Raw genomic sequence first — 22,590 nt, 5'->3', positions numbered from 1 at the left:
TATTTAGAAAGAAAAGCTTACTTTAGTGTACAAGTAGCGGCCACGAGGATTATGCACAGCTGATGCATAACCGTATAAATCGCCATCGCCATCACCAATTGCAAATGGTGGCTCTTCATCAAATAAGTTATTAACACCTAAAGATATTTTAGCTGATTCAGTAATACGGTACGACGTTTGTAAATCAACAAGCGTTTGCGAGTCAATCATACGTGAAGTATTGCTATCAAAGTCTAAATTGCCATCAAAGTCGATATCAGGCGTATCTTCAAATTCGCCTACATAACTGATATTTACATTGGTATTAAACTCACCAATTTCCCAGTTGGTTGAGAAAATAAAGCGATGCTCTGGGTAGCCATATTCACCCGTGTAATCACGACCATCTTTTTCAAACTTATCTTGATATGCCCACTCTAAATTAAATTTAAGTAAACCTAAGTCATCAAGAGAGTGGTTATAGTTTGCTGAAACATCAACACCAGACACTTCTTGCGATGATAAATTTTTAAATGTGCTGTGTATTTTTTGTATTGTGCCTAAGCTTGCTCCGCCTGTAGGAGCTAAACGAACACATACGGTACTATTTTGGTTACCACATTCTGCAGCATAAATAGGACCAAATTCTTCTTCATCGATTTTATTATCTTGAGTAATGCTCCATACATCAACACTTAAACCAAACTCAGCTGTTGGTGCCCAGATAACGCCCACGTTCCATGATTCTGACTCTTCTGCTTGTAAATCAGGGTTACCAGAGAACTCAATGTTGTAATCAAGTGCTTGGCAATCTAATCCTGTTTGTTCACAGCGCTGTGTATCAACAAAAAATTGGCTTTTTTGTGATGGACCTAAGCCTATTTGCGCTAACGAAGGCGCTCTAAAGCCTTGCGCCCAAGAACCACGAACCGTTACTTCATCAGTCGGTGCCCAGCGCAGAGCTATTTTTGGATTTGTTGTTGTACCAAAGTCGCTATAATCATCGTAACGACCGGCTAATTGTAGTTCGAGGTTTTCAGCAAGTGGGATTGAGAACTCAACATATGCAGCGTATTGTTCACGATCAGCAGAAGCTGATACTGATTCAGTACCAAATATTAAGCCACGTTGAAATTGATCATCAGGGATATCATTTACATCTTCTTCACGGTACTCAATACCGGCGGCCATCATTACAGCTTCGCCACCAAAACTAAACGCTTCACCTGTAATGTTAGCGTCAAAAGAGGTCATATGAGACTCACCGCGACGCACTAAGCTAGTTGTGATTCTGTCAATTACAGCTGGGTCGTTATATGTGCCACCGAATGGATTATAGTTACCGGCATCAATTTCTTGTTGTAAGAAATCGGTGCGTACCCAGCCTTGTGTACGATCGCCTGTTTGTAGTGATTTGCTGCGACCTTTTTGTACCGCTGTCTCCCAGCTCCAATCGTTTATTTCGCCTTTTAACCCTGCAACAAAGCGTAAGGTGTCTGACTCAATGTCCCATTGGCGAGCGCCTGCATCTACTGTACGGTAACGACCAATTTGAATGTCTTCACCAAATGGATTGTTTGGGTGATTAGCGGGTACCGTAAGGCCTGCATCTTCATCAAGTGGTGTTGGTGCACCTGCAGCGACAGAGCTGTTATGCTGAACAGCCATTTCTAAAAAGCCAGTAATGCCGTTATCAAAGCGGTATTCAAATTGTGAAATAGCGCCTACACGCTCAGATGCTGGGGCAACATATCCATATGGGCCGTAATCAAATAAACAGCTACCACTTGAAGTTGCATTTTCAGCAGGACATTCAGGGTCGATTGTTTTAACGCCATCCACATAAAAGTAGCCTGGGAAACCACGAGATGAACGGAAATCTTCACCACCATAAGGTGCTTGGTTTGCAGTGCCAAGGCTGCCCATTTCATCAGAAGAAAGAGATGTGTTTTTAAAGTAATCGATAATAACAGATGCACTACTTTTTTCGCTTGTTGTACCCCAAACTAGGCTTGCTGTTGTTTCTTCATAATTTGGACCATCTGTACCGCCATAGCCTAGGTTAATCTCAACACCATCAATATCTTTCTTTAAGATAACGTTAACTACACCCGCTACTGCATCTGAGCCATAGATAGCTGAAGCGCCATCTTTCAGTATGTCGATACGCTCAATAGCAGAAACAGGAATACTGTTAATATCTACAAATGAGTTGGTGATACCTTCAGCAAAGGCACTAATTGATACACGGCGACCATTAATTAATACCAGTGTTGCATCGGCTCCTAAGCCACGTAAGCTTACTGCAGCTGAACCGTTAGCGGTTGAATCTTGGTTGTTACCACGAGTAGAGAAAGTACCGCTACCTGCTACAGGCATTCTTTCTAGAAGTTGCTGTAAATTATCGTAACCCATGTTTTCGATTTCAGCTCTACCGATTGATTGTACCGGAGAAGGTCCTTCAATATCAGTTCGCTTAATACGAGAACCAGTAACCTGAATTCGCTCTACTTTTTTGGCTTCTTCTGCTGCGTAGGCTGTTGTTGTAAAACCTGCTGATAATGCGAGTGTTGCGCCCACAATAATGCTTGGTGTAAATGCAGTTGATTGCTTCATCCTTAAGTCCTTGTTGATATATTATAAAATTATTTGCTTAACAAGCGCGGGTATTAATATCATGTAACTTAAGTGTTAGCAATTAGCTTAATTTGTGATTTAAGTATTAGTTTCAATGCTTTTTTGTGGGTTTTATGACCTTATTTATACTTTGTTTTCTAGGTGAAACTAAGCGTGAATAGGATATAGGGTTAATAATTGTTATATAGCTAGATGAAGCCATGTGTGGAATAGCTAATGATTAAAATAATTTGTAATAATTTATTTCTATAAATTAAAACTTATGTTTGTTTTTCTGCTTTAATTTATTCAATTATGTAATACCAATTTGCGATAATATTTAATCAATTTGAGGGGGTTAAAGCTGATGCTAAAGGCATTGAAATTTTTTGATTTACGACTGCTAGATACAGGAGGTGGGGTAATGCAGGAGTAATTGCTGATAATGGCTAAGTAATACCAACCTGCATAAATCTTTGATCAATTTAACGAATTAAATTGCACTATAACGTCGTTAAAATTTTTTATTTAGAACAACTAGATATAAAATTTTTGCCTAGTTCTAGCGTAATTTTCTTAACGTTAAATAGACCCCATATATAAACAGATTGGTATAACAAGTTTTGTCTTGTTATCGACACGATTTTCTTATTTCAAAGTAGATTACTTAATTAAGAGAATTGGTATTATTTGAGCTTTTATATAAGTGAAATTAAAAACGCCTAATAAATTAGGCGTTTTTATTTATGCTTTATGCTTCATTAAGCGTTCTTTTTCACGCGACCAGTCTTTATCTTTACCGTCTTCGCGTTTGTCGTGTAATTTCTTACCTTTTGCCAAATGAAACTCAAGTTTTACCCAGCAGTTTTTCCAGTACATCGCTGTAGCTATTAAAGAATAGCCATCGCGCTCTGTAGCACCGAATAAACGGTCAAGTTCGCGTCTGCTTAATAGCAATTTACGGTAACGTAGCGGGTCGCAAATTACATGGGTCGATGCACTTATAAGTGGCTGAATTTGACTGCCAAGTAAAAATGCTTCGCCATTTTTAAGATGAATATAAGTTTCTGTGATATTTACTTTACCAGCTCGGATACTTTTAACTTCCCAGCCTTGTAGTTCAACACCCGCTTCAAACTTATCGTGTAAAAAATACTCATGTCGCGCTTTTTTGTTTAGCGCGATGGTATTACTTGTCGATTTTGATGAATTTTTCTTAGCCATAGTGCCCTATAATATACGTAATGTGAGATGTTTTACATCGATTTTTTTAATAATGCTTTTAAAAATTTAGCTTTAATTTAAGCAGCATGAAAATTTGGGGAAACGCGCAAAGCTTGCTAAAATTCGCCCACACAGTTGGGAGTGAGTATGCCACAAATAGAAAAAAGTGCGCTGGTTATGTACAGCACTAAAGAGATGTTTGATCTAGTTAATGATGTAGAAGCTTATTCACAGTTTTTACCAAATTGCTCAGACTCAAAAATTGTTTCACAGCACGATAATAACATGACCGCGAGTTTAGAAATATCTAAGGCGGGTATAAAAAAGTGGTTTACCACCGAAAACACCTTTGTTGATGAGCAAACCGTGTTACTGCGCCTTGTTGATGGTCCGTTTAAGACCTTAAAAGGGCGCTGGCATTTTCAAGAGCTTGACGCCAAAGCATGTAAGGTTCATTTGCACCTAGAGTTTGAATTTTCAAGTAAGTTAATAGAGCTTGCCTTTGGAAAGATTTTTAACGATGTAGCAAAAAATATGGTGAGTGCATTTACTCAACGTGCAAAACAGGTTTATGGAGCGCGAGTATGATTAATGTTGAAGTGGTCTTTGCATTACCGACCACGGCCACGTGTTTATCAATTGAAGTGCCACAAGGGACTACAGTCGAGCAAGCTGTTATTCAGTCAGGTATTATAGAAAAGTGCCCAGAAATAGATGCCACATCGCTAACGTTAGGTGTGTGGAATCGAACTGTAAAAGCTAACTATGAATTAAAAGACGGTGACCGTATAGAAATATACCGTCCACTAATTGCAGATCCTAAAGATGCCCGCAGAAAACGTGCAGAAAAAGCAAAAGAAGAGGGGCGTGCAAATAAAATAACGGGTGGTCGCCCACTCGAGAAGTAATACCAATCGGCATAAACTTCGAACAATTTAACAGATTAAATCACACGCTAACGTCGTTTAAAATGGTAAAAGCTTTTTAAGTAAACCAATAGAAAAGGTGAGCCATGCTCACCTTTTTTACTACCTGAGACGTTTATTGCTCTAGCGGTGTAGTAAAGTTTTCAGGTTGGTCATAATCACCTGAGATTGAAACTAACTTTTCATTTTCAAAGTTAATTACTAACTCTTTATTTTGTTCGTTTTTACGGCCTTTATTAAAGCTGTAAATATAGCGCCAAGTATTGTTATCAAAGGCGTCCTCGGCAATAGGTCTACCTAATACATAAACAACTTGCTCTCGGGTCATATTTACACGAAGTTTTTCAACATCCGATTGCTCTAAAAAGTTACCTTGTGGAATGTTAATTCGGTATACCCAGCTAGAGCAACCTGCTGCTGAGCTAAGTGTTAAAGCGACGATAAGCCAAAGAGAAAAAGTTTTTAACGACTGCATTGTTAGTTGTGATCCTTATTTTTTATAATCTGCATGATACCGATTAGTCACTGAAGGTAAAACCCTTTTAAGCAATTGTTTTATGTTAAGGGCGTTAAGGTAATGTTTTGACCACTGATAATGAAAAAAGTTTACAGCATATTGAAACGAATATTTTAAAAACTGAGTCTACTTGGTTTTTATATATAGTTGAAACACGATTTGGTCATTGGTACACAGGGATCACGACTAATGTTGAAAAACGCTTTGCAACTCATCAAGCTGGTAAAGGGGCTAAAAACCTTAGAGGAAAAGGGCCTCTTTTACTTATCCATCAACAACAAGTAGGTAATAAAAGTGAAGCAAGTAAGCTTGAGTATCAATTAAAAAAGCTCCCTAGAGCTAAAAAGGAAGCGTACGTTTCAGCGTTTAATAGCGGCGATAGTGAAAACACTTAGCTTGTTCAAATTAAGTATATTAGTTGTGAGCAAAAACTATCTTCGAATATAGTTTTTGCTCATAGCTGGCGTGTAATATTAGAGTCGCTTAGCGATGCTTTTCAAAGGTAGCTACAAGCGCATCAAGTGTTTGTGCACTGTTGGCTAAGTCGCGAATCGCTTGCTCTGTATTGATTTGTTCGCTCATTGCTTTATCGCTAATTTCGCTAATTTGCTCAATATTACGACTTACATCGGCAACCACATTACTTTGCTGCTCAGTTGCAGTCGCTATAAGCGTAGCCATATCGTTTATTTGATTTGCTGTTTCGGTTATCGTATCAAGTAATTCAACAGAGCTTTGCATTGCACCAACGCTTTGCTGAGCTTTATCTTTCGATTGGCTAATATCATTAACTACATCATCAGATATTTTTGTAAGCTCTTCAATCATAGATTGAATTTCGGTGGTTGATTGCGATGTACGGTTTGCCAGTGCACGTACTTCATCAGCAACAACAGCAAAGCCGCGTCCGTGTTCACCTGCGCGTGCAGATTCAATTGCAGCATTTAAAGCGAGTAGATTAGTTTGATCCGATATGCCTCTAATTGAGTCAACAATACTTGCAATATCAACCGTTTTTTTAGAAAGCAAAGTAACTTGCTCTGTTATGCCATCAATATCGCTGGCAAGGGCTGATATAGTTGCTTGGCTTTGGAGTACTTGTTTGTGACTTTGAATGGTGTTTTCGCGGCTGTTATCGGTTAACTTAGCTGTATTTGCTGCGCTTTGCGCTATTTCTTGTACTGTAGCGCCCATTTCGTTGATTGCTGCTGCGACAGATATTGTTTGCTCTTTTTGGTTGTCTATTGCTTGGGAGTTCCGTTTTGCTTGTTCAAATACATGATCAGAGCTTTTCCTAATATCGTGACTTTCGCTGGCAACTTGAGTAATCGCTGTTTCTATTTTATTTATAAACTGGTTAAAGCCGTTACTTAGATTGTTAAGCTCTGGTTGGCTCGATTCTGGTAAGCGGTACGCTAAATTTGCATCGCCTGAGCCTAGGCGTGAAAATAACTCAGCCATTTTAGAAAGTGGAGATGAAAGTGAGCGAGCAAGCAAATAACTGATTAAACTCGCAACCAATGCTGTAATTACCGTAAAAGTAAATATTTGCCATTGCAGGGTGTTTACGCTTGCGAAAACTTCACTTTTTGGCACTTGGGCTACAACATATAAATCGGTGTTTTTAATAGGCATAGCAGCTACAAGTGTCGGTTCGCCATTTAAATTAATTTCTTCTAGTGCAAAGCCATTACTATTAAATAGTTGGCTGTGAATATTTGCAGTATATAAATCATCAATGTTTGCTTTAGCTACTTTACTTGCATCTTTATGAAGCTGAATCAATCCACTTTTATCTGCAATGAATACAAAGCCTGTTTGCTCAATTTTAAATTGCTGTAATAGCTTTTGCATATCAGTGATGCTTTTTGCAAGACCTGCTAAACCAGTCCCATTAGCCTGCTGATGATTTACAAACATTTTCACATCATTGGCTGACTCTTGATAAATACTGATAGAGTAAGGTTGTTTTGATTGCTTAAAAGCAAAGAACCAGCCATCGGCTGCATCGTTTTTTAACACACGCAAAAACCCATTCTGGTTCCAGTACTGTGCAGTGTCTCTATTTGCCCAAGATGCTGTGGCTAAATCGTATTGCTGGGCAACGCGATTTAATTCTTTTAATAGTAATGTATCGTCTTGGTTGTTTGATTGAGCCCATTGTAAAATAAATTCGTTTGATGATAGTTGCTGAGCAGCACCGAGTAACTCGTTGATTTCACCGCCTATGTGATTGCTGATTGTTTGCAGTTTACTAGGGAGCTCTGACTCAATCATACGTCGCTCAATAATATCCTCTGAGCTGTGTAGGGAAGTCAAACCAATCAGTGCGGCTACGCATATAGCAATAACACTGCCTAAAGCTGTGATTTTTTGAGTTATCGAAAGATTTTGTATCGTCATGATATTAATTAATTTTACAACTAAATAGAAAAACATATTAGCACATTATTTATTTGGAACTAAATATTGGCTAAGCAGAATAGGCAAAGATACACCAGATTGATTAAAGTTTTATTAACAGGCATAAAAAAGCCCACATGCAAAAAGCATACGGGCTTGGTTTCTAACAAGCGAAACATTTATTGTTTAGGGTTAAACAATCTTTTTCATTGCTGACATGTAGCCACGTAATTTAGCACCAACTTTCTCAACTGGGTGTTCGCGCAATGCAGCGTTAATTTGAATTAATGTTTGGTTATCAACTTGGTTACTGTGCTCGCCAAGACCTTTACCAATAATGTCTGTATCAACGTTTTTCATAAAATCAGCAAGTAATGGTAAACATGCATGGTTATATAAATAACAGCCGTATTCTGCAGTATCAGAGATAGTACGGTTCATTTCAAAAAGCTTTTTACGCGCAATAGTATTGGCGATTAATGGCGTTTCGTGTAATGACTCGTAGTAAGCTGACTCTTCGATAATGCCTGCTGCTGTCATGGTTTCAAATGCAAGTTCAACACCTGCCTTAACCATTGCTACCATTAAAATACCGTTATCAAAAAATTCTTGTTCAGAGATTTCTACATCGCCAGCAGGGGTCTTTTCAAAGTTAGTTTCTGCTGTTTCTGCGCGCCATTTAAGTAAGTTTACGTCATCGTTATTCCAGTCTTCCATCATAGTGCGTGAGAAAGTGCCGTCGATGATGTCATCTTGATGCTTATTATAAAGCGGGCGCATAATTAGTTTTAGCTCTTCACTTAGTTCAAACGCTTTTACTTTTGCTGGGTTTGAAAGGCGGTCAAGCATGTTAGTAACGCCGCCGTACTTAAGTGCTTCGGTAATTACTTCCCAGCCGTATTGAATTAGTTTTGATGCATAACCCGCATCAACGCCTTTTTCTATCATTTTATCAAAACATAAAATAGAGCCAGTTTGTAACATGCCACATAAAATGGTTTGCTCGCCCATTAGGTCAGACTTAACCTCAGCAATAAATGATGATTTAAGTACACCTGCGCGATGTCCGCCAGTACCCGCTGCATACGCTTTAGCTTGTGCTAAACCAAGACCTTGAGGGTCATTTTCTGGGTGAACTGCGATCAGAGTTGGTACACCAAAACCGCGTTTGTATTCTTCACGTACTTCAGAACCAGGACACTTAGGCGCAACCATGATTACAGTAATGTCTTCACGTACTTGCATGCCTTCTTCAACAATATTAAAGCCATGAGAGTAAGCAAGGGTAGAGTCTTTTTTCATAAGTGGCATAATTGCACTTACTACAGCGGTATGTTGTTTATCTGGCGTTAAGTTAAGTACTACGTCAGCGGTAGGAATTAATTCTTCATAAGTACCAACAGTAAAACCGTTTTCAGATGCATTTAAAAATGATTGGCGACGCTCAGAAATAGCTGAAGCACGTAATGTGTAAGAAACATCTAAACCAGAGTCACGTAAGTTTAAGCCTTGGTTTAAACCTTGTGCGCCACAGCCTACAATAACTAGTTTTTTACCTTTAAGTGCGTCAACGCCATCGGCAAATTCGCCTGCGTCCATAAATTCACATTGCGCTAATTGCGCTAATTGCTCGCGTAAAGGTAAGGTATTGAAATAATTCGCCATTGTTAGTGTCCTATAAAGTCATGTTTGTTAGATGCGCAAGGTTTGTTGCGCTTACAAACACCATATGTAAAATCGTTGCTTGCGTAAAATGATATATTTGAATTAAAGTGTTTCATAATATGAAATACTGGGTTTGGCATGGATCATAAACATTTAAACTACTTTTTAGCACTGGCTAAAACACTTCATTTTGGACGCGCAAGCGAGCTTTGTCATATAAGCGCACCCACTTTGAGCCGCAATATAAAACACTTAGAAGAAGAGGTAGGTGTTGCATTATTTGTACGCGATAACCGCAGTGTTAAATTAACGCGTGAGGGTGAGTCGTTTATTGATTACGCCACAGCAACGCTTGCTAATTGGCAGCGTTTTAAAACGAATGTGAAAGACCCACAACAACATATTTACGGCAAAGTAAGTATCTATTGCTCGGTTACTGCATCTTATAGTTTTTTACATCAAATATTAGAGCAACTTCGTGCGCAGCATCAGTATATAGAAATAACATTAAATACAGGCGACCCTGCACTTGCTATAAACCGTGTGTTAGATGGGCATGAATTAATGGCTATTGCAGCTAAGCCAAATAAGTTACCGGCGCAAATTGCTTTTGTAGATATAGGGCATTCTCCACTTTTATTAATTGGACCAAAAATTCAATGCCCGATCACACAAAAACTAACGCAGAATGGTGATGACATTAATTGGTCTGATTTAGAATTTATTGTGCCAGAACAAGGTTTTTCTCGCCAAAGGTTAGAACACTGGTGGCGCAAAAATAATATTCACGGGAAAATTTACGCACAAGTTGCTGGGCACGAAGCAATGGTATCCATGGTGAGCTTAGGATTAGGTGTCGCAATGGTCCCTAAAATAGTGCTAGATAACAGCCCGCTGCAAGATAAAGTACAAATACTAACACCAAAAATGCAAGCGCCTGATGGGTTTGATATTGGTTTGGCAGTATTAAGGAAAGAGTTAAATGACCCTGCAATCAGTGCTTTGTGGAATATTGCGCAAACTTTAGATGCAAAAGCGATTTAATGCGCGCAGAGAATAAGCAAGTTAGTTAAATAGTATGAATATAGGTTGCGTATAAGTTTACTATTACTTAACATTGAGCGCTAATAACAAAAACAATGACGCTTGAGAGTTTATTTATGAACCACGCCGTATCACTTGCTCATTCTGCTCAATGCCTAAAAAAGGCGATTCCTTTGATGGTAAAATACCGAATGCCGGTTACACCCATCAACTATGCAATTTGGTACTGTTATATTCAAGGAAACAAACCTTCATTAAATGCTGAGTTAGACCATGTTATTGCTCTGCAACAAACATGTTCACAAGACAAAGCAAAAGAAATTTTTGATAAACATTTAACGCAAGACGATCTCGTTTTTTTTCAAGAAGTGACTGAAAAATTTCATACAACTATGGAGCAAGTTCAGCAAGATATAAGCACAACGCTTGATCACTCTAAAAGCTTTACGACGAGTTTAGTCGACTCACAAAATGAATTAAATATGCTTGTTGATGTAAACTCTTATAATGAGATACTAGGTTGTGTTGAGCGTTTAACTGACGATTCTATTGCAATGCAAGATTATGCTCGGGAGTTTCAGACTAAATTAGCCGTTGCCTACAATGAAATAAAAGATTTAAAAGAAGCACTCAATATTTCAAAGGAAGCAGCCGATACCGACACGCTTACGGGTTTTTATAATCGAGGTAAGTTTGATTCTGATATTGTAAACTTTTGCCTCGAATACTCAGAGCAAGCGCAAGAAGACTCTCTTGCCGTACTCATTATGTTTGATATTGATCATTTTAAGCGCTTTAACGATGATTTTGGCCATCAAAAGGGTGATGAAGTGCTTAGGCTAGTTGCTAAAAAAGTGAGAGAAAATACAACTGAAGCTGCAAATGTGTATAGATATGGTGGCGAGGAGTTTTGCATAACAGCCTACTTTGACACTATTAACGATATAATAGCATTTGCAGATTGTATTCGTTTAGCAATAGCAAAATTGGCGATTCGTAAAAAGCATGATGTAACTGCAAAACGTGCTATTTCAGCAAGTTTTGGCTTAGCAATTTTACGGCCATTTACAAATAGTTCTGTTTTAGTTGAGCGTGCAGATAGAGCCTTATACATTGCCAAAACACATGGACGAAATCGTATAGAAATAGCCCCTGATATTTAATAAGTGCCAGAGGTTTCTGATTTATTTGGGTTAAAGCCGCTCAATTTAGGGCGATTTAATCCAACTTCAGTTTTGGTAAACAAGCAGGTAAAACCCAATAGAGCTGTAGCGAGTTAGCTCTTAGTAATTTTTTATTTGAATAATTGCATTTGCTACGTAGTGCCTCATTTTCAAAGTATCTTAAAGTACTATTAGTCAAAAATTACACAAGCAACTCAAAATATAGTCCTTAGACACAACTACCTTGAAAGATAAATAGTCCGAAAAGCATAAAGTTAACATTTTTGTATACAAATTGTGAATAATTGTAACCAGCTAGAGCTAGTTTAAAAAGACCTTGCTAGTATGGGGAACTCACTTATTTTGATACTTTGATTTACGCTGATGCGGTATGCCTTCTCATTATTAACAGCTCTATGTTTTAGCACTTTGTTTGCTTGCCTTTCGGTGCAAGCAACACAGGCAAGCAAGCATGCTGACGATTATACAGAGCAAGATATAACAACCGATCGTCTGCATTTGAGTTTAAGCGTGGGGGCTGGAGTTATAACCAACCCTTTGCATGGTGGAGATAATATTCCGCTCGTGCTTATTCCTCAAGTTGCGTTTTATGCAGAGCAATGGTTTTTTGATAATGGCCGTCTTGGTTATTCATTTTTGCAAACCCCTAAACATCACTTTAATCTAGTTGGTGAACTCAACTCTGAGTCTCGCTTTTTTATAGACTGGCACCCTAAAAATGTATTTACACTACAAAGTAGTGCCCTCAACAATCAGTTCGTAATGCAAGATGAAGCCTCGTCATCTCGCTATGTTGATATTGATAATTTACATAAACGGCAAATTGCACTTGATGCGGGTATTGCATATCACTATGTAAATGAAGACCATGTTTTTTCGGTTCAGGCTCTGCATGATATAACCGATGTTTATCGAGGTGTACGCGCAGCATTACAGTGGCAGTATCATACTGTGATAGGAAAGCTCAAAATAAAGCCAACACTTGGAATAAACTATAAATCTGCGGAACTAAATAGCTATTTTTATGGACTTAATGAGGGTGAAACTCAATTTGGCAAAATAGACGTTGGTAGTAGTTGGCAACCTTATGCTAAAATCGACGCCCGTTGGCCTCTGAGTAAGGCTGACTCTCTTCGTTTTCATGTAGCATATTACGACTATTCGGCTATGGATGGCAGTCCGCTCTTCGAACGTACTTATTCAATGACTGCATTTATAGGATTCGATCGTACTTTTTAATATGAAGTATTCAATATTAGTTGTCTTTATTACCGCTTTTTTTAGTGGTTTTAGTGTGGCACAACCCCCCTTTTTTAGTGTTTCTCCAAAAGTCTGCGTTGTCTCTGAACAGCAGGGTTTTTGCGATCTTGATTTACAATTTAAATGGCAATTAAACGCCTACAGTGATGTCTGTTTGTATCAGCAAGAGCAACGGCTTCAATGCTGGGAGCAACAACTTTCTGGGCAATTTAATTATAAAGCGCGTGTTCAGGTGGAGACCATATACTCCTTAATCAATCCTCATACGGGTGTGTTAATAGCAAAAACACAGGTTGAAGTACAAAGCGCCCATGCTAAAAAAAATAGGCGTAGGCTTCGCTCTCCGTGGAGCTTTTTTTAATTTAGGAGCAACTAATGCCAAAAATTTTACTTGTTGAAGATGATCTCGGTTTACAACAACTAACAAAAGATTACCTTGAACATAATGGCCTTGAAGTCGAAGTATTAGACCGTGGTGACGAAGTGTTTAATTACTTAGAAAACAATACACCCGATTTAATGATTTTAGACGTTATGCTGCCAGGTAAAGATGGCTTTAGCGTTTGCCGCCAAGTAAGAGATAAATTTACTCTACCAATTTTAATGTTGACTGCTAAAGGTGAAGATTTCGACCAAGTACTTGGCTTAGAGCTTGGCGCTGATGATTATGTAATAAAACCAGCAGAGCCACGTGTATTACTAGCGCGAATTAATGCATTACTGCGTCGTGGACAACCCATGGTAAAATCAAGCGAAGAGCTCCAGTTTGGTGATTTAGTCATTGATAAAACAAGTCGTATTGTAAAACTAAGTGATTCGGAGATTGTATTAACTTCGCACGAGTTTGAGTTACTATGGCTATTAGCGTCAAATGCGGGTGAAGTACTAAGTCGAGAACATGTGCACCAACATATGATTGGTCGCCAATACGATGGACTTGATAGAACGGTGGATGTACGCGTATCACGAATTCGTAAAAAATTAGGCGACAACAGCGATAAGCCATATCGTATAAAAACTGTATGGGGACAAGGCTACTTATTTGTTTCTGATGCATGGGATCTTTAGAACTATTTAAGGTTAGTCGGCTTTAATGGGAAAACTGTTTACCAGCTTATATTTATATATCATCGTTTCTTTGTTTGTAGTGAGCGGTGTTATAGAGCAATTGTGGCCTTACGAAGAGTCGCAACAACAGGTCTTCTTAGATGATGAGTTTGGGCAATCACTCTGGTTGCTCTCACAAACTTCAAATGGTCTTAAAAAGTTAAAGCACAACTTTGAAAGTAAAGTGATTGAACGACGTGATTTAATACTCCCTCAAAAACAACAATCGCAGCTCAACCAAAACCACTACTTATACTTATACGATAAGCAACAACGCATTGTTTGGTATGTAGATCTCGGTAATGATTCATTACTTCAAGTAGGACCGGTAGGTGTATTAACGCAGGAATCATCTTCTGTTTGGCCGTATTTATTACTACTTATTATTGTAGGTATACCTGTTGGGCTGTGGAGCTTTTTACTATGGCGCGACTTTGCAAAGCTACGTAAAGCGTGTGAAGCGGTAGAGGGTTTGCAAGACTTTCAACTAAACGACTCTTCTAAGTCTTTCTTTTTACCTATTACTGATACATTAAAGGTAATGCAGCAACGTATTGAGTTTTTACTTAGTGCGCAGCAAGAACTTACCTCATCGGTGTCGCATGAGTTTAGAACACCACTAGCACGTTTAAAGTTTGCAATAGTAATGCTGCAAGAACAAATGCTTGACGTAAAAGGTGAGAAATACCTAACAAATATGCAAACAGACATTAGCGAGCTTGAGTCACTAGTTTCTGAAATGCTTGAATACGCGCGATTAGACTCTCAACAACCTAGTTTACAGCCAATAAACTGTGACTTAGCTGGGCTGGTAAAAACAACTGTTGAAAAGCTAAACTTTGAAGCCCGAACAACGCTCTCTGTAAACCTCCCTGAGCATTTAAATTATTACTGTGATAGTCACTTTATGGCGCGAGTATTTCAAAATTTAATTGGCAATGCGCTCAAATATACCCATAAAAAAGTCAAAATTTCATTGCTACAAGAAACAAAACACATCGTATTGATTGTTGAAGATGATGGGGAGGGGATAGCTCCCGCTGAGCGAGAAAATGTATTTAAACCTTTTACTCGACTAGATAAAAGTAGAGGCAAGGATACCGGTGGTTTTGGTTTAGGGCTCGCTATAGTTGCTAAAATTGTGTCGTGGCACCAAGGAGAGTGTAAAGCAGAAAGCTCAAGTTTAGGTGGTGCTAAATTTATTGTATATTTACCCCTCAAATTTAAGACATAAAAAAAGCGCCTAAAGGCGCTTTTTTTGCGGTTAAAAACCAAAATCAACAAGTAGCAATATAATAGACCGCAGGTGCTTAAAAAAGTTCTCAACTATTTTTATTTTTTTCAAGTAATGGCATTAACATTTGCTCAAGGCCATTTAGTTTTACCTCATACATCATCGCAAGTTGACTACCTAGTTTTGAGTCAGGAAACCCTTGCTGATTAAACCAGACTAAATAAGGCTCTGGGAGTAACAACAATGGCCGTCCTGCATATTTTCCAAACGGCATTGTAGTATTTATCGCTATTTTTAGTTGTTTTGGATCCATAAAAACTACTTATGTATTTAAAGTATGCGTAAGTGTAAGGGATTTTAGAGATATAAAATAGGCTGTGACGGGCAAGAAACAGCCTATTTTGCGAGGGAGTAGGCCCTCTGATTTAATAATTTTATGTTGATTGATATAAACCTAGTTGAACTTTAATTAGCTGGGATCTAATTAAGTTATTATTAGAACATGGGTTCTTATTTAACCAACACAGTTAGTCTACCTGTTTTTCATTGTTGTGGTGAATTGGCTTGTAAAGGAATGTAAATAGAATTGCTTTTTATTTAAAAACTAATAACAAAGCCTTAATGGATTAAGGCCTTGTTATTTATAGACGTTATAAAAAGTAATTATTCGTTAAATAGCTCTTGTTTAACGTGCTCTGCAAAACCACTACCGGCTTCTAGGTAAAAGTTATAAGTAGAATGAACACCCATTTCTTCTAGTTCTTTTTGTTGATCAGGGTAGTTTGCAATAGCTGTTACTTGGCCTTTATAACCGGAGGCTTGTAGTTGCTCTAAGGCAAAAATATTTTGCATGTGTTTTGGCATCGCAAGCATAACCATTTCTACTTGCGAGTGATTTACTCGTTGCCAAAAGTCAGGGTCGGTTGCATCAGCAATTAAGACGTTGCGGCCTCTGTTTACGTGCTTATCTACCACCTCAGGTTTTATATCTATACCTGCAACAACATTTGGGTGAGTCGCGTTAATAGTCTCATAAGCACCAGTACCAATCCGTCCCATACCAAAAATGACTATTCTAGTATCGTTAAGGTTAACAGGTAGCTCTTCAGCTAAACGAGTTTTGCTTTCGAACTTTAATAACCAATGCTCAATTTTGACGTACAACTCGTTTGAACGTTTATTTAATGGGGAGGCAATTATAAAGGTAATAGAAACAGCAATTGCCATTACAGCTAGCCATTCAGAGGTGATCATGCCTGTAGTTGCAGCCACTGCACATACAATTAAACCAAACTCACTGTAGTTAGATAAGCTAAAAGCAGTAAGTAATGATGTACGCGCGCGTAGTTTAAATATATTAGTGAACACATAATAAAGCGCTATTTTAACGGGTAATACTAAAATAAGTATAATAGCAACAATCAAGGAGTTAGTGGTTAGCTCTGCGCTCAAACCAATACTTAAGAAGAAGCCAACTAGCAATATGTCCTTTAAATTAAGCAGGGATTTTGATAGCTCGCCTGCCTTTTTGTGAGGGGCAAACATCATTCCTATTATTAATGCACCTAAATCGCCTTTTAGGCCTGCAAATTCAAATGCATGATAACCAGCAACTAGAGCAAAGAAAAAACCAAACAATGGTAATAGTTCACCATGTTTAGATCGGTTCAACACGCCATACATTACAGGTCGTAATAAAGGCAAAGCAATTATTAGTGCAATTGCCCATAAATTTGGGACTTTACCGGTACTAATAGCTAAAAAGATAACAGCAAAGATATCTTGCATTACTAATATACCAATGGCTATTTTGCCGTGTAGGCTTGCCATTTCTCCGCGCTCTTCAAGTACTTTTACTGCAAATACAGTGCTCGAAAAACTCAGTGCAAATCCAACCAATAAAGCACTTTGCCAACTTAAATCAACAAATAGTGGAATAGCGAATACGCCAAGTAACAGCATAAAACCACTAAATAACGCACTGCTAAAAATGATATGCAATGTTGCAGGTGCCCAAACTTGAGGTTTAATTAAACTGTTAACTTTAAGTTTCAAGCCAATACTAAAAAGAAGAAGGGTTACGCCAAGTGCTGCAATTGTATCGAGCAACTCTGTACTTTTATATCCCGATAAATTTAAAGCAAAGCCTGCTAATAAAAATCCAATAAGAGGAGGTAGTTTTAATTGATAAACGGCAAAACCACAAACAAACGCGGCAGCAAAATAGATTAGTTCCATAATTCTTAATATCACTTCATTTGGTGTTGCAGTGTAACGAAAAATTTATGCCATTGAAAATATAATAGACCTAAAAATGAACGCGTCTAATCAATTACTTGCCTTGCTGCGTATGAAAAATGCGCATTAAACACTTATTTAATCGTAAATAGTATGTAAATAACATTTTTTCACTGACATTAGCTTTTAAATATGGTTAAGATGCGATAACGAAGAAGTTTAAGCCAGAGCAAATAATAGAGCAGCTCAGCTTAAGGAGAGAGATATGTTTAAAAAGATTTTAGCGTCGGTAGGTATTGGTGCTGCAAAAGTAGACACTATTTTAGAAACTGAACACCTACAACCAGGTCAACTTTTTAACGCACAAATAGTTATCACAGCAGGGGATGTTAGCCAAGATATCGCAGGCTTAGATTTATTATTAATGACTCGTGTTAAAGTTGCGGGTGATGATGGCGATTATTTTACTAATCATGTAATTGAGCAATGGCGAATTACAGATATTGGTACAATTGAGCCAGGCGAAGTTAAAAACATCCCTTTTGAAGCACGTCTTCATTCTGAAACACCTATTACAGAAATTAATGCAGGTTATAATCAATCACATGTATGGCTAGAAACAGGCCTAGATATAGACTTAGCACTTGACCCAACAGATAAAGATCATTTACACATTTACCCTAATGAAGCGGTTAAAACGTGTATGCAAGCGATGGAAAAGTTAGGTTTTAGTTTAATGAAAGCTGACGTAGAAAAAGGCCACTTACGGGCTTCAACTTTTCAGTCATTATCTGGGTGTTACCAAGAACTTGAGTATAAACCTAATAGCCGCAGCTTATTTGGCATTCAGGAGATTGAATTATCGTTTGTACCAGAGGCACATAAAACACATGTGCTTATAGAGCTAGACAGAGCCTTTAAAGGCGATGGTTATGTAGATTTGACCATAGAGCACGATCATGTGAATCTATCGCAGTTGTGTGATCAGCTAGAGCGCTTATTTACTTAGTATAAGCTAACTAAGCTAACGAGTGATTTTAATAAACCCAGCCTAAGCTGGGTTTTTTGCTTATAGGATTTAATATGCAGTTTAAATGTGAGCAGTTTGACGCTTTTGATACACAGACTCTTTTTATTATTATGCGTGGGCGGGTTGATGTGTTTGTTGTAGAGCAAAAATGTCCTTACCCTGAACTTGATGATGTAGATATTGCTTTAAATACACAGCATTTATATACATTGGATAATGGGCAACTACAAACTTATGCGCGTTGTTATGACAAAAGTGAGCAATACAGCGCAATAGGTCGCGTGCTAGTAAGTGAAAGAGCGCGTGGCAATGGGTATGCAACTTTACTTATTACTGAAGCTATAGACTGCTGCAAAGCACAATGGCCTGAGCGAGATATTTATATAGGTGCACAAACTTACTTGCTTGATTTTTACCGCTCTTTTGGCTTTGAGGATTATAAAAGTGAATATTTAGAAGACGGTATACCTCATCAAGATATGATTTTAAAACTCACTAAATAAATCCAATTTAAGCAGCTATAAAAAAGCCCACTAATGTGGGCTATTTTAATTTAAGACTATTTTAAGGTTAAGGTATTATTTAGCTCAAGAGTGAGTGTAAAAATACCATACCAATAGCAAGTGGACACACAAACTTGGTATACCAAGGCCATATTTTCCAAAACAATGTGTTATGGACCTCAGGATTACCTTCTTTAATTGCTTTAAGTAATGATCCTCTGTACCAAATCCAGCCTACAAATATACAACACATCAGGCCAAGCAAAGGTTGAGCTACTTTTGTAGTTAAAGTAATCACTAAGCCAAATAAGCTGCTAAGGTTACACACAATTATAATGCTAACGATAGCAATTAAAGCTCCAATCAACCAGGTTGCCTGAACGCGTTTCATCCCAAAGCGCTCTACAGTGTATGATACTGGCGCCTCTAACATTGAAATAGATGACGTTAAAGCGGCAATACTCATTAACGCAAAAAATGAAAAGCCCACAAATAAGCCAACTTCGCCCATTCCATCAAATAAAGCAGGGAGTACCTGAAATACTAACGTATCTTCAGAGAGTAATTTACCTGTTGAGGCCGAGAATATTTCAACGCCTTGAGCTTGCGCTACATACATAGCCGGAATAATCAGTAAACCCGCTACAAAGGCTATAAATACATCAATAAGGGTTACATAGGCACCTAAAGAAACAAGATTTTCTTTTTTGCTAATGTACGAGCCGTAAATAATCATTACGCTAGTACCTAGCGATAAAGAGAAAAAAGCTTGTCCTAGTGCGCTAACTAATAGTTTTGCGTCAAAAATAGACGAAAAATCAGGAACTAAGTAAGCCTTTAAACCTTCCATTGCGCCATCTTGGGTCATTACATAAGCAATAAGTGCAAATAAAATCCCCAAAAGAGCGGGCATTAAACGTTTTGACCATTTTTCAATACCGTTCTCAACGCCTCTACTGATAATAGCGACAGTTAGTACGATAAAGACGAGAGTGAATATAATGTTTCGGGTAAGTGATTGCTCACTTAGCCATGTCGATGCTGTGTCGGCACCGACAAGAGTAGCTATGGGTTCAGCTGTAGCGCTGAGCATCCAACCGGCAACAATCGCGTAAAAACTTAATATAAAGCCAGCACATAAAATACCGCCAAAACCAACGATAAAGGCAAAGTGTTTTTGCCATGGCTTATTAGATATTTTTTGAAGTGATGAAACCGCGTTTGCTTGGCCATGACGACCAATCATAAGTTCAGCCATTAAAGCGGGGTAGGCTAAAAAGAACGCAAGCACTAAGTATGCGACTAAAAATGCAGCACCGCCATTACTTGCTGTTTGTGTAGGGAATCCCCAAATATTGCCCAAACCAACGGCAGAACCCGCGGCGGCCATAATAAAACCAAAGCGAGAGCTGAACTCGCCTCTAACTGCGCTCATATTATTGTACTTCTCTATTGTGTGACGGCGGTGACAATCTACTGGAAATGTTAAAAAATAAAAAGTGCTTATTTGCTGATCTAGCACAATTTAATAAGTAAAGTGTGTGTTATAACCATCGATTTTAATTGTTGTTATCGAGTCGTTTAAAATAACGAGTTGATTTTGTTTAATAATTGTTAATTACAGTCTGTAACTATTGCTTTACGAATTATGATGCTGTGCAATAGTGAGAGTAAAACACGCACCACCTAGCTGGGTACTTTTACTTACTTTAACACTGCCATGATGCCAGTCGGCTACTTTTTCAACAATAGCTAGACCAAGGCCGTAACTTTTATCAGCTCTGTTACGGTGATCTTCTTCCCTAAAAAATGGGCTAAATACATTACTAAAATTTTCTCGAGCGATACCCGGGCCGTCATCTTCTACCGTTATTATAAGCTGTTGCTCGTGTAACTTTGCGCTTAAGTAAATATGTTGGCTTGCAAAATCACATGCGTTAGTTAATAAATTAGTAATTGCGCGAGCAAGCCAGTGAAGATCTGCATTTATTATTTTATCGGTACTATTGAGTTGTACGTTGAGCATTTGCATTTCAAGCTTAGGTGCAAGTTGCACTAAAATATCTTCAAGGTAGGACTTAATGTTTGTTGATGAATAGGTCAGCTTATTAGCATTTTGCTCTAAAGTAGCAAATGCTAAATAGCTACTAAGCATCGATTCCATATGGTCTAAATCATTTTCCATACGGGTTAAATACTGTTTTACTTTTTGCTCATCATGGCTATCTAATGCCGCATCTAAACCAAATCGCAGGCACGCGATAGGGGTGCGTATATCATGAGATAAACTTGAGGCCATTAGCTTGTTCTCGGCGACAAGCTTCTCTATTTGGCTGGCCATGCGGTTAAAGGTAAGCTCTACGTCTTTTATGTAAGTAAAATGCGATACTTTTATTCGGGCTTGAACATTACCAGAGGCAAACTTTTTAGCGGCTTCATTTAACACGGTTAATCGTTTAGCTAAGGGCGCAATAATAAACCCCATAAATACACATAGGCCTGCGTAAAAGAGTAAGGTTAATATAATGTCGTTATGTTGCTCGCTATCAAAAATTTTATCTAAACGCATTGATAAGTGAAAAGGATTTAAAACAGCGCTGCTATAAAGCATATAAAAGCCTTGCTGATCTTCTAAAATCAGCCCACCCGGCGTGTGCATTTGTAATAATAAAGAAGGCGGTAAAGCAAGTGATTCATTAGGTTTGTAATCAATTAAAACATCAAACTCTAGCGCCAGTTGTTTTACATAATCGCTGCGCTCAGATGTGGGTATGTTAGCTAACTGCTTGCTAAAACCCATGATCATTTTACTTTGCTGACTAAATTCATCCTGTGGGGTATGCGCTTGTTGACTAAAAGCATCAATAAGCCAGCCCAATACCACAATAGATAAAAGTGCACTGCCTAGAAGCGATATATAAAACTTTTTCATTTATTTATTCATCACTTTATTACCACGCAGTAGAAACAAGTAAATATCCACGGCCCCAAATAGTTTTAATTTTTTCAGGGTTTTGTGGATCATCATTAAACTTTTTACGAAGTGCAGAAATAAGTACATCAACACTTCTATCAAGCCCATCGTATTCTCTGCCTTTGGTTGCTTTAAATACAGCGTCACGCGAGACCACTTGACCTGCATTGCTCGCAAGGTAATGAAGCAGTAAATACTCAGCACTTGATATGTTTACGTCTTGCTCGTTGAGTTTTACATTTCTAGATTCGGTATCAATACTAAGCGCACCAACATTAATAACACTCTCGTTAACGTGTGGAGTATTTGGCTCATTATTTTGGCGAAGGGCTGCTTTTATACGCGCTAGCAATGCACGAGGGCGTACAGGTTTCATTATGTAGTCGCTTGCACCTACTTCTAGACCAATGACCTCATCCATTTCTTCATCGCGTGCGGTGAGCATTATAATGGGCGAATTATAAAAACTACGAAGTTCTCTACACACGCTTATACCATCTTGCCCTGGAAGCATAATATCAAGGAGCACGATATTTGGATTTAACGTTTTGACTTGGCTAATTACTTCGTCACCTCTGTGACAAACATGCGTTGTGTAGCCTTGCTCTGTTAAATATTCAGCAACCCATTGAGCAAGTGATACATCGTCTTCAACGAGTAAAATAGTGCCATAGTTATCCATGAAA

21 protein-coding genes are annotated in these 22,590 nt (G+C 38.2%); 11 read left to right on the top strand and 10 right to left on the bottom strand.

The genetic code is table 11. From position 1 onward, the window contains the following. Nucleotides 1–3: 3 nt before the first annotated feature. Together I6E70_RS06665 and smpB are read right to left on the bottom strand one after the other, a co-directional pair. A complete protein-coding gene (locus I6E70_RS06665) occupies nucleotides 4–2,595 on the bottom strand; it encodes a TonB-dependent receptor (RefSeq protein ID WP_197188334.1) in 2,592 nt (863 codons plus the stop codon). A 744-nt stretch (nucleotides 2,596–3,339) separates the two neighbouring features. Continuing rightward, nucleotides 3,340–3,819 (bottom strand): SsrA-binding protein SmpB, encoded by a 480-nt coding sequence (smpB, locus tag I6E70_RS06660; RefSeq protein WP_007584119.1) that lies wholly within the window; start codon nucleotides 3,817–3,819, stop codon nucleotides 3,340–3,342. Between the two features lie 147 nt (nucleotides 3,820–3,966). On the opposite strand from smpB, the gene I6E70_RS06655 reads away from it, so the two are divergent. Together I6E70_RS06655 and I6E70_RS06650 are read left to right on the top strand one after the other, a co-directional pair. Further along, nucleotides 3,967–4,407: a type II toxin-antitoxin system RatA family toxin gene (locus I6E70_RS06655; protein WP_007584120.1), complete on the top strand. Its 441-nt coding sequence runs from the start codon at nucleotides 3,967–3,969 to the stop codon at nucleotides 4,405–4,407. Beyond that, nucleotides 4,404–4,727 (top strand): RnfH family protein, encoded by a 324-nt coding sequence (locus I6E70_RS06650; RefSeq protein ID WP_007584122.1) that lies wholly within the window; start codon nucleotides 4,404–4,406, stop codon nucleotides 4,725–4,727. The genes I6E70_RS06655 and I6E70_RS06650 overlap by 4 nt, the downstream gene beginning before the upstream one ends. A 133-nt stretch (nucleotides 4,728–4,860) precedes the next feature. Here I6E70_RS06650 and I6E70_RS06645 read toward each other — a convergent pair whose 3' ends face one another. Then, nucleotides 4,861–5,220, bottom strand: coding sequence for an outer membrane protein assembly factor BamE (locus tag I6E70_RS06645; RefSeq protein WP_004335706.1), 360 nt, complete (start codon nucleotides 5,218–5,220; stop codon nucleotides 4,861–4,863). A gap of 107 nt (nucleotides 5,221–5,327) precedes the next feature. Here I6E70_RS06645 and I6E70_RS06640 point away from each other — a divergent pair, with 107 nt between their 5' ends. After that, complete coding sequence (locus tag I6E70_RS06640; protein ID WP_197188333.1) at nucleotides 5,328–5,657, top strand: GIY-YIG nuclease family protein; 330 nt, start codon at nucleotides 5,328–5,330, stop codon at nucleotides 5,655–5,657. Nucleotides 5,658–5,745: 88 nt separating this feature from the next. On the opposite strand, the gene I6E70_RS06635 is transcribed toward I6E70_RS06640, so the two are convergent. Both I6E70_RS06635 and ilvC read right to left on the bottom strand, forming a co-directional pair. Beyond that, nucleotides 5,746–7,665, bottom strand: coding sequence for a methyl-accepting chemotaxis protein (locus I6E70_RS06635; RefSeq protein ID WP_024589916.1), 1,920 nt, complete (start codon nucleotides 7,663–7,665; stop codon nucleotides 5,746–5,748). 192 nt (nucleotides 7,666–7,857) lie between these two features. Beyond that, on the bottom strand, nucleotides 7,858–9,330 hold the full coding sequence (ilvC, locus tag I6E70_RS06630) for a ketol-acid reductoisomerase (protein WP_121955330.1): 1,473 nt from the start codon (nucleotides 9,328–9,330) through the stop codon (nucleotides 7,858–7,860). A gap of 138 nt (nucleotides 9,331–9,468) precedes the next feature. On the opposite strand from ilvC, the gene ilvY reads away from it, so the two are divergent. The 6 genes from ilvY to I6E70_RS06600 all read left to right on the top strand — a co-directional run bounded on the left by ilvY (nucleotide 9,469) and on the right by I6E70_RS06600 (nucleotide 15,159). Then, nucleotides 9,469–10,374 carry an HTH-type transcriptional activator IlvY gene (gene ilvY, locus I6E70_RS06625; protein WP_007584128.1) on the top strand — a complete coding sequence of 302 codons (906 nt, stop codon included), beginning with the start codon at nucleotides 9,469–9,471 and terminating at the stop codon, nucleotides 10,372–10,374. A gap of 116 nt (nucleotides 10,375–10,490) precedes the next feature. Beyond that, complete coding sequence (locus tag I6E70_RS06620; protein ID WP_197173359.1) at nucleotides 10,491–11,537, top strand: GGDEF domain-containing protein; 1,047 nt, start codon at nucleotides 10,491–10,493, stop codon at nucleotides 11,535–11,537. A gap of 447 nt (nucleotides 11,538–11,984) precedes the next feature. Further along, nucleotides 11,985–12,797 carry a MipA/OmpV family protein gene (locus I6E70_RS06615; RefSeq protein WP_024608151.1) on the top strand — a complete coding sequence of 271 codons (813 nt, stop codon included), beginning with the start codon at nucleotides 11,985–11,987 and terminating at the stop codon, nucleotides 12,795–12,797. Between the two features lies 1 nt (nucleotide 12,798). Next, complete coding sequence (locus I6E70_RS06610; RefSeq protein WP_180961420.1) at nucleotides 12,799–13,179, top strand: DUF3019 domain-containing protein; 381 nt, start codon at nucleotides 12,799–12,801, stop codon at nucleotides 13,177–13,179. Nucleotides 13,180–13,193: 14 nt separating this feature from the next. Further along, nucleotides 13,194–13,886, top strand: a complete 693-nt coding sequence (locus tag I6E70_RS06605; protein ID WP_007584133.1) for a response regulator — start codon at nucleotides 13,194–13,196, stop codon at nucleotides 13,884–13,886. A gap of 25 nt (nucleotides 13,887–13,911) precedes the next feature. After that, nucleotides 13,912–15,159 (top strand): ATP-binding protein, encoded by a 1,248-nt coding sequence (locus I6E70_RS06600; RefSeq protein WP_121955328.1) that lies wholly within the window; start codon nucleotides 13,912–13,914, stop codon nucleotides 15,157–15,159. Between the two features lie 88 nt (nucleotides 15,160–15,247). On the opposite strand, the gene I6E70_RS06595 is transcribed toward I6E70_RS06600, so the two are convergent. Both I6E70_RS06595 and I6E70_RS06590 read right to left on the bottom strand, forming a co-directional pair. Next, a complete protein-coding gene (locus I6E70_RS06595; protein WP_101216204.1) occupies nucleotides 15,248–15,472 on the bottom strand; it encodes a DUF3820 family protein in 225 nt (74 codons plus the stop codon). Nucleotides 15,473–15,822: 350 nt separating this feature from the next. Continuing rightward, on the bottom strand, nucleotides 15,823–17,397 hold the full coding sequence (locus I6E70_RS06590; RefSeq protein ID WP_007586608.1) for a cation:proton antiporter family protein: 1,575 nt from the start codon (nucleotides 17,395–17,397) through the stop codon (nucleotides 15,823–15,825). Between the two features lie 265 nt (nucleotides 17,398–17,662). Between I6E70_RS06590 and I6E70_RS06585 the strand changes: the two genes are divergently transcribed. Further along, nucleotides 17,663–18,406, top strand: coding sequence for a sporulation protein (locus I6E70_RS06585; protein ID WP_007586609.1), 744 nt, complete (start codon nucleotides 17,663–17,665; stop codon nucleotides 18,404–18,406). A 74-nt stretch (nucleotides 18,407–18,480) separates the two neighbouring features. Then, nucleotides 18,481–18,930, top strand: coding sequence for a GNAT family N-acetyltransferase (locus tag I6E70_RS06580; RefSeq protein ID WP_024589924.1), 450 nt, complete (start codon nucleotides 18,481–18,483; stop codon nucleotides 18,928–18,930). 79 nt (nucleotides 18,931–19,009) lie between these two features. Here the strand turns inward: I6E70_RS06580 and I6E70_RS06575 are convergent, their stop codons facing one another. The 3 genes from I6E70_RS06575 to I6E70_RS06565 form a co-directional block, all read right to left on the bottom strand. Beyond that, nucleotides 19,010–20,365 carry a sodium-dependent transporter gene (locus I6E70_RS06575; RefSeq protein ID WP_197100934.1) on the bottom strand — a complete coding sequence of 452 codons (1,356 nt, stop codon included), beginning with the start codon at nucleotides 20,363–20,365 and terminating at the stop codon, nucleotides 19,010–19,012. 204 nt (nucleotides 20,366–20,569) lie between these two features. Then, nucleotides 20,570–21,862, bottom strand: a complete 1,293-nt coding sequence (locus tag I6E70_RS06570) for a sensor histidine kinase (RefSeq protein WP_007586613.1) — start codon at nucleotides 21,860–21,862, stop codon at nucleotides 20,570–20,572. 19 nt (nucleotides 21,863–21,881) lie between these two features. Beyond that, a complete protein-coding gene (locus tag I6E70_RS06565; RefSeq protein ID WP_010553868.1) occupies nucleotides 21,882–22,586 on the bottom strand; it encodes a response regulator transcription factor in 705 nt (234 codons plus the stop codon). Nucleotides 22,587–22,590: the final 4 nt, after the last annotated feature.

Source organism: Pseudoalteromonas sp. NGC95, from assembly GCF_015864705.1.
In the GTDB taxonomy this organism is placed as follows: Bacteria; Pseudomonadota; Gammaproteobacteria; order Enterobacterales; family Alteromonadaceae; genus Pseudoalteromonas; species Pseudoalteromonas arctica.
Note: the sequence above shows the minus strand (reverse complement) of the source record. Positions and strands in the feature narration are given on the sequence as shown.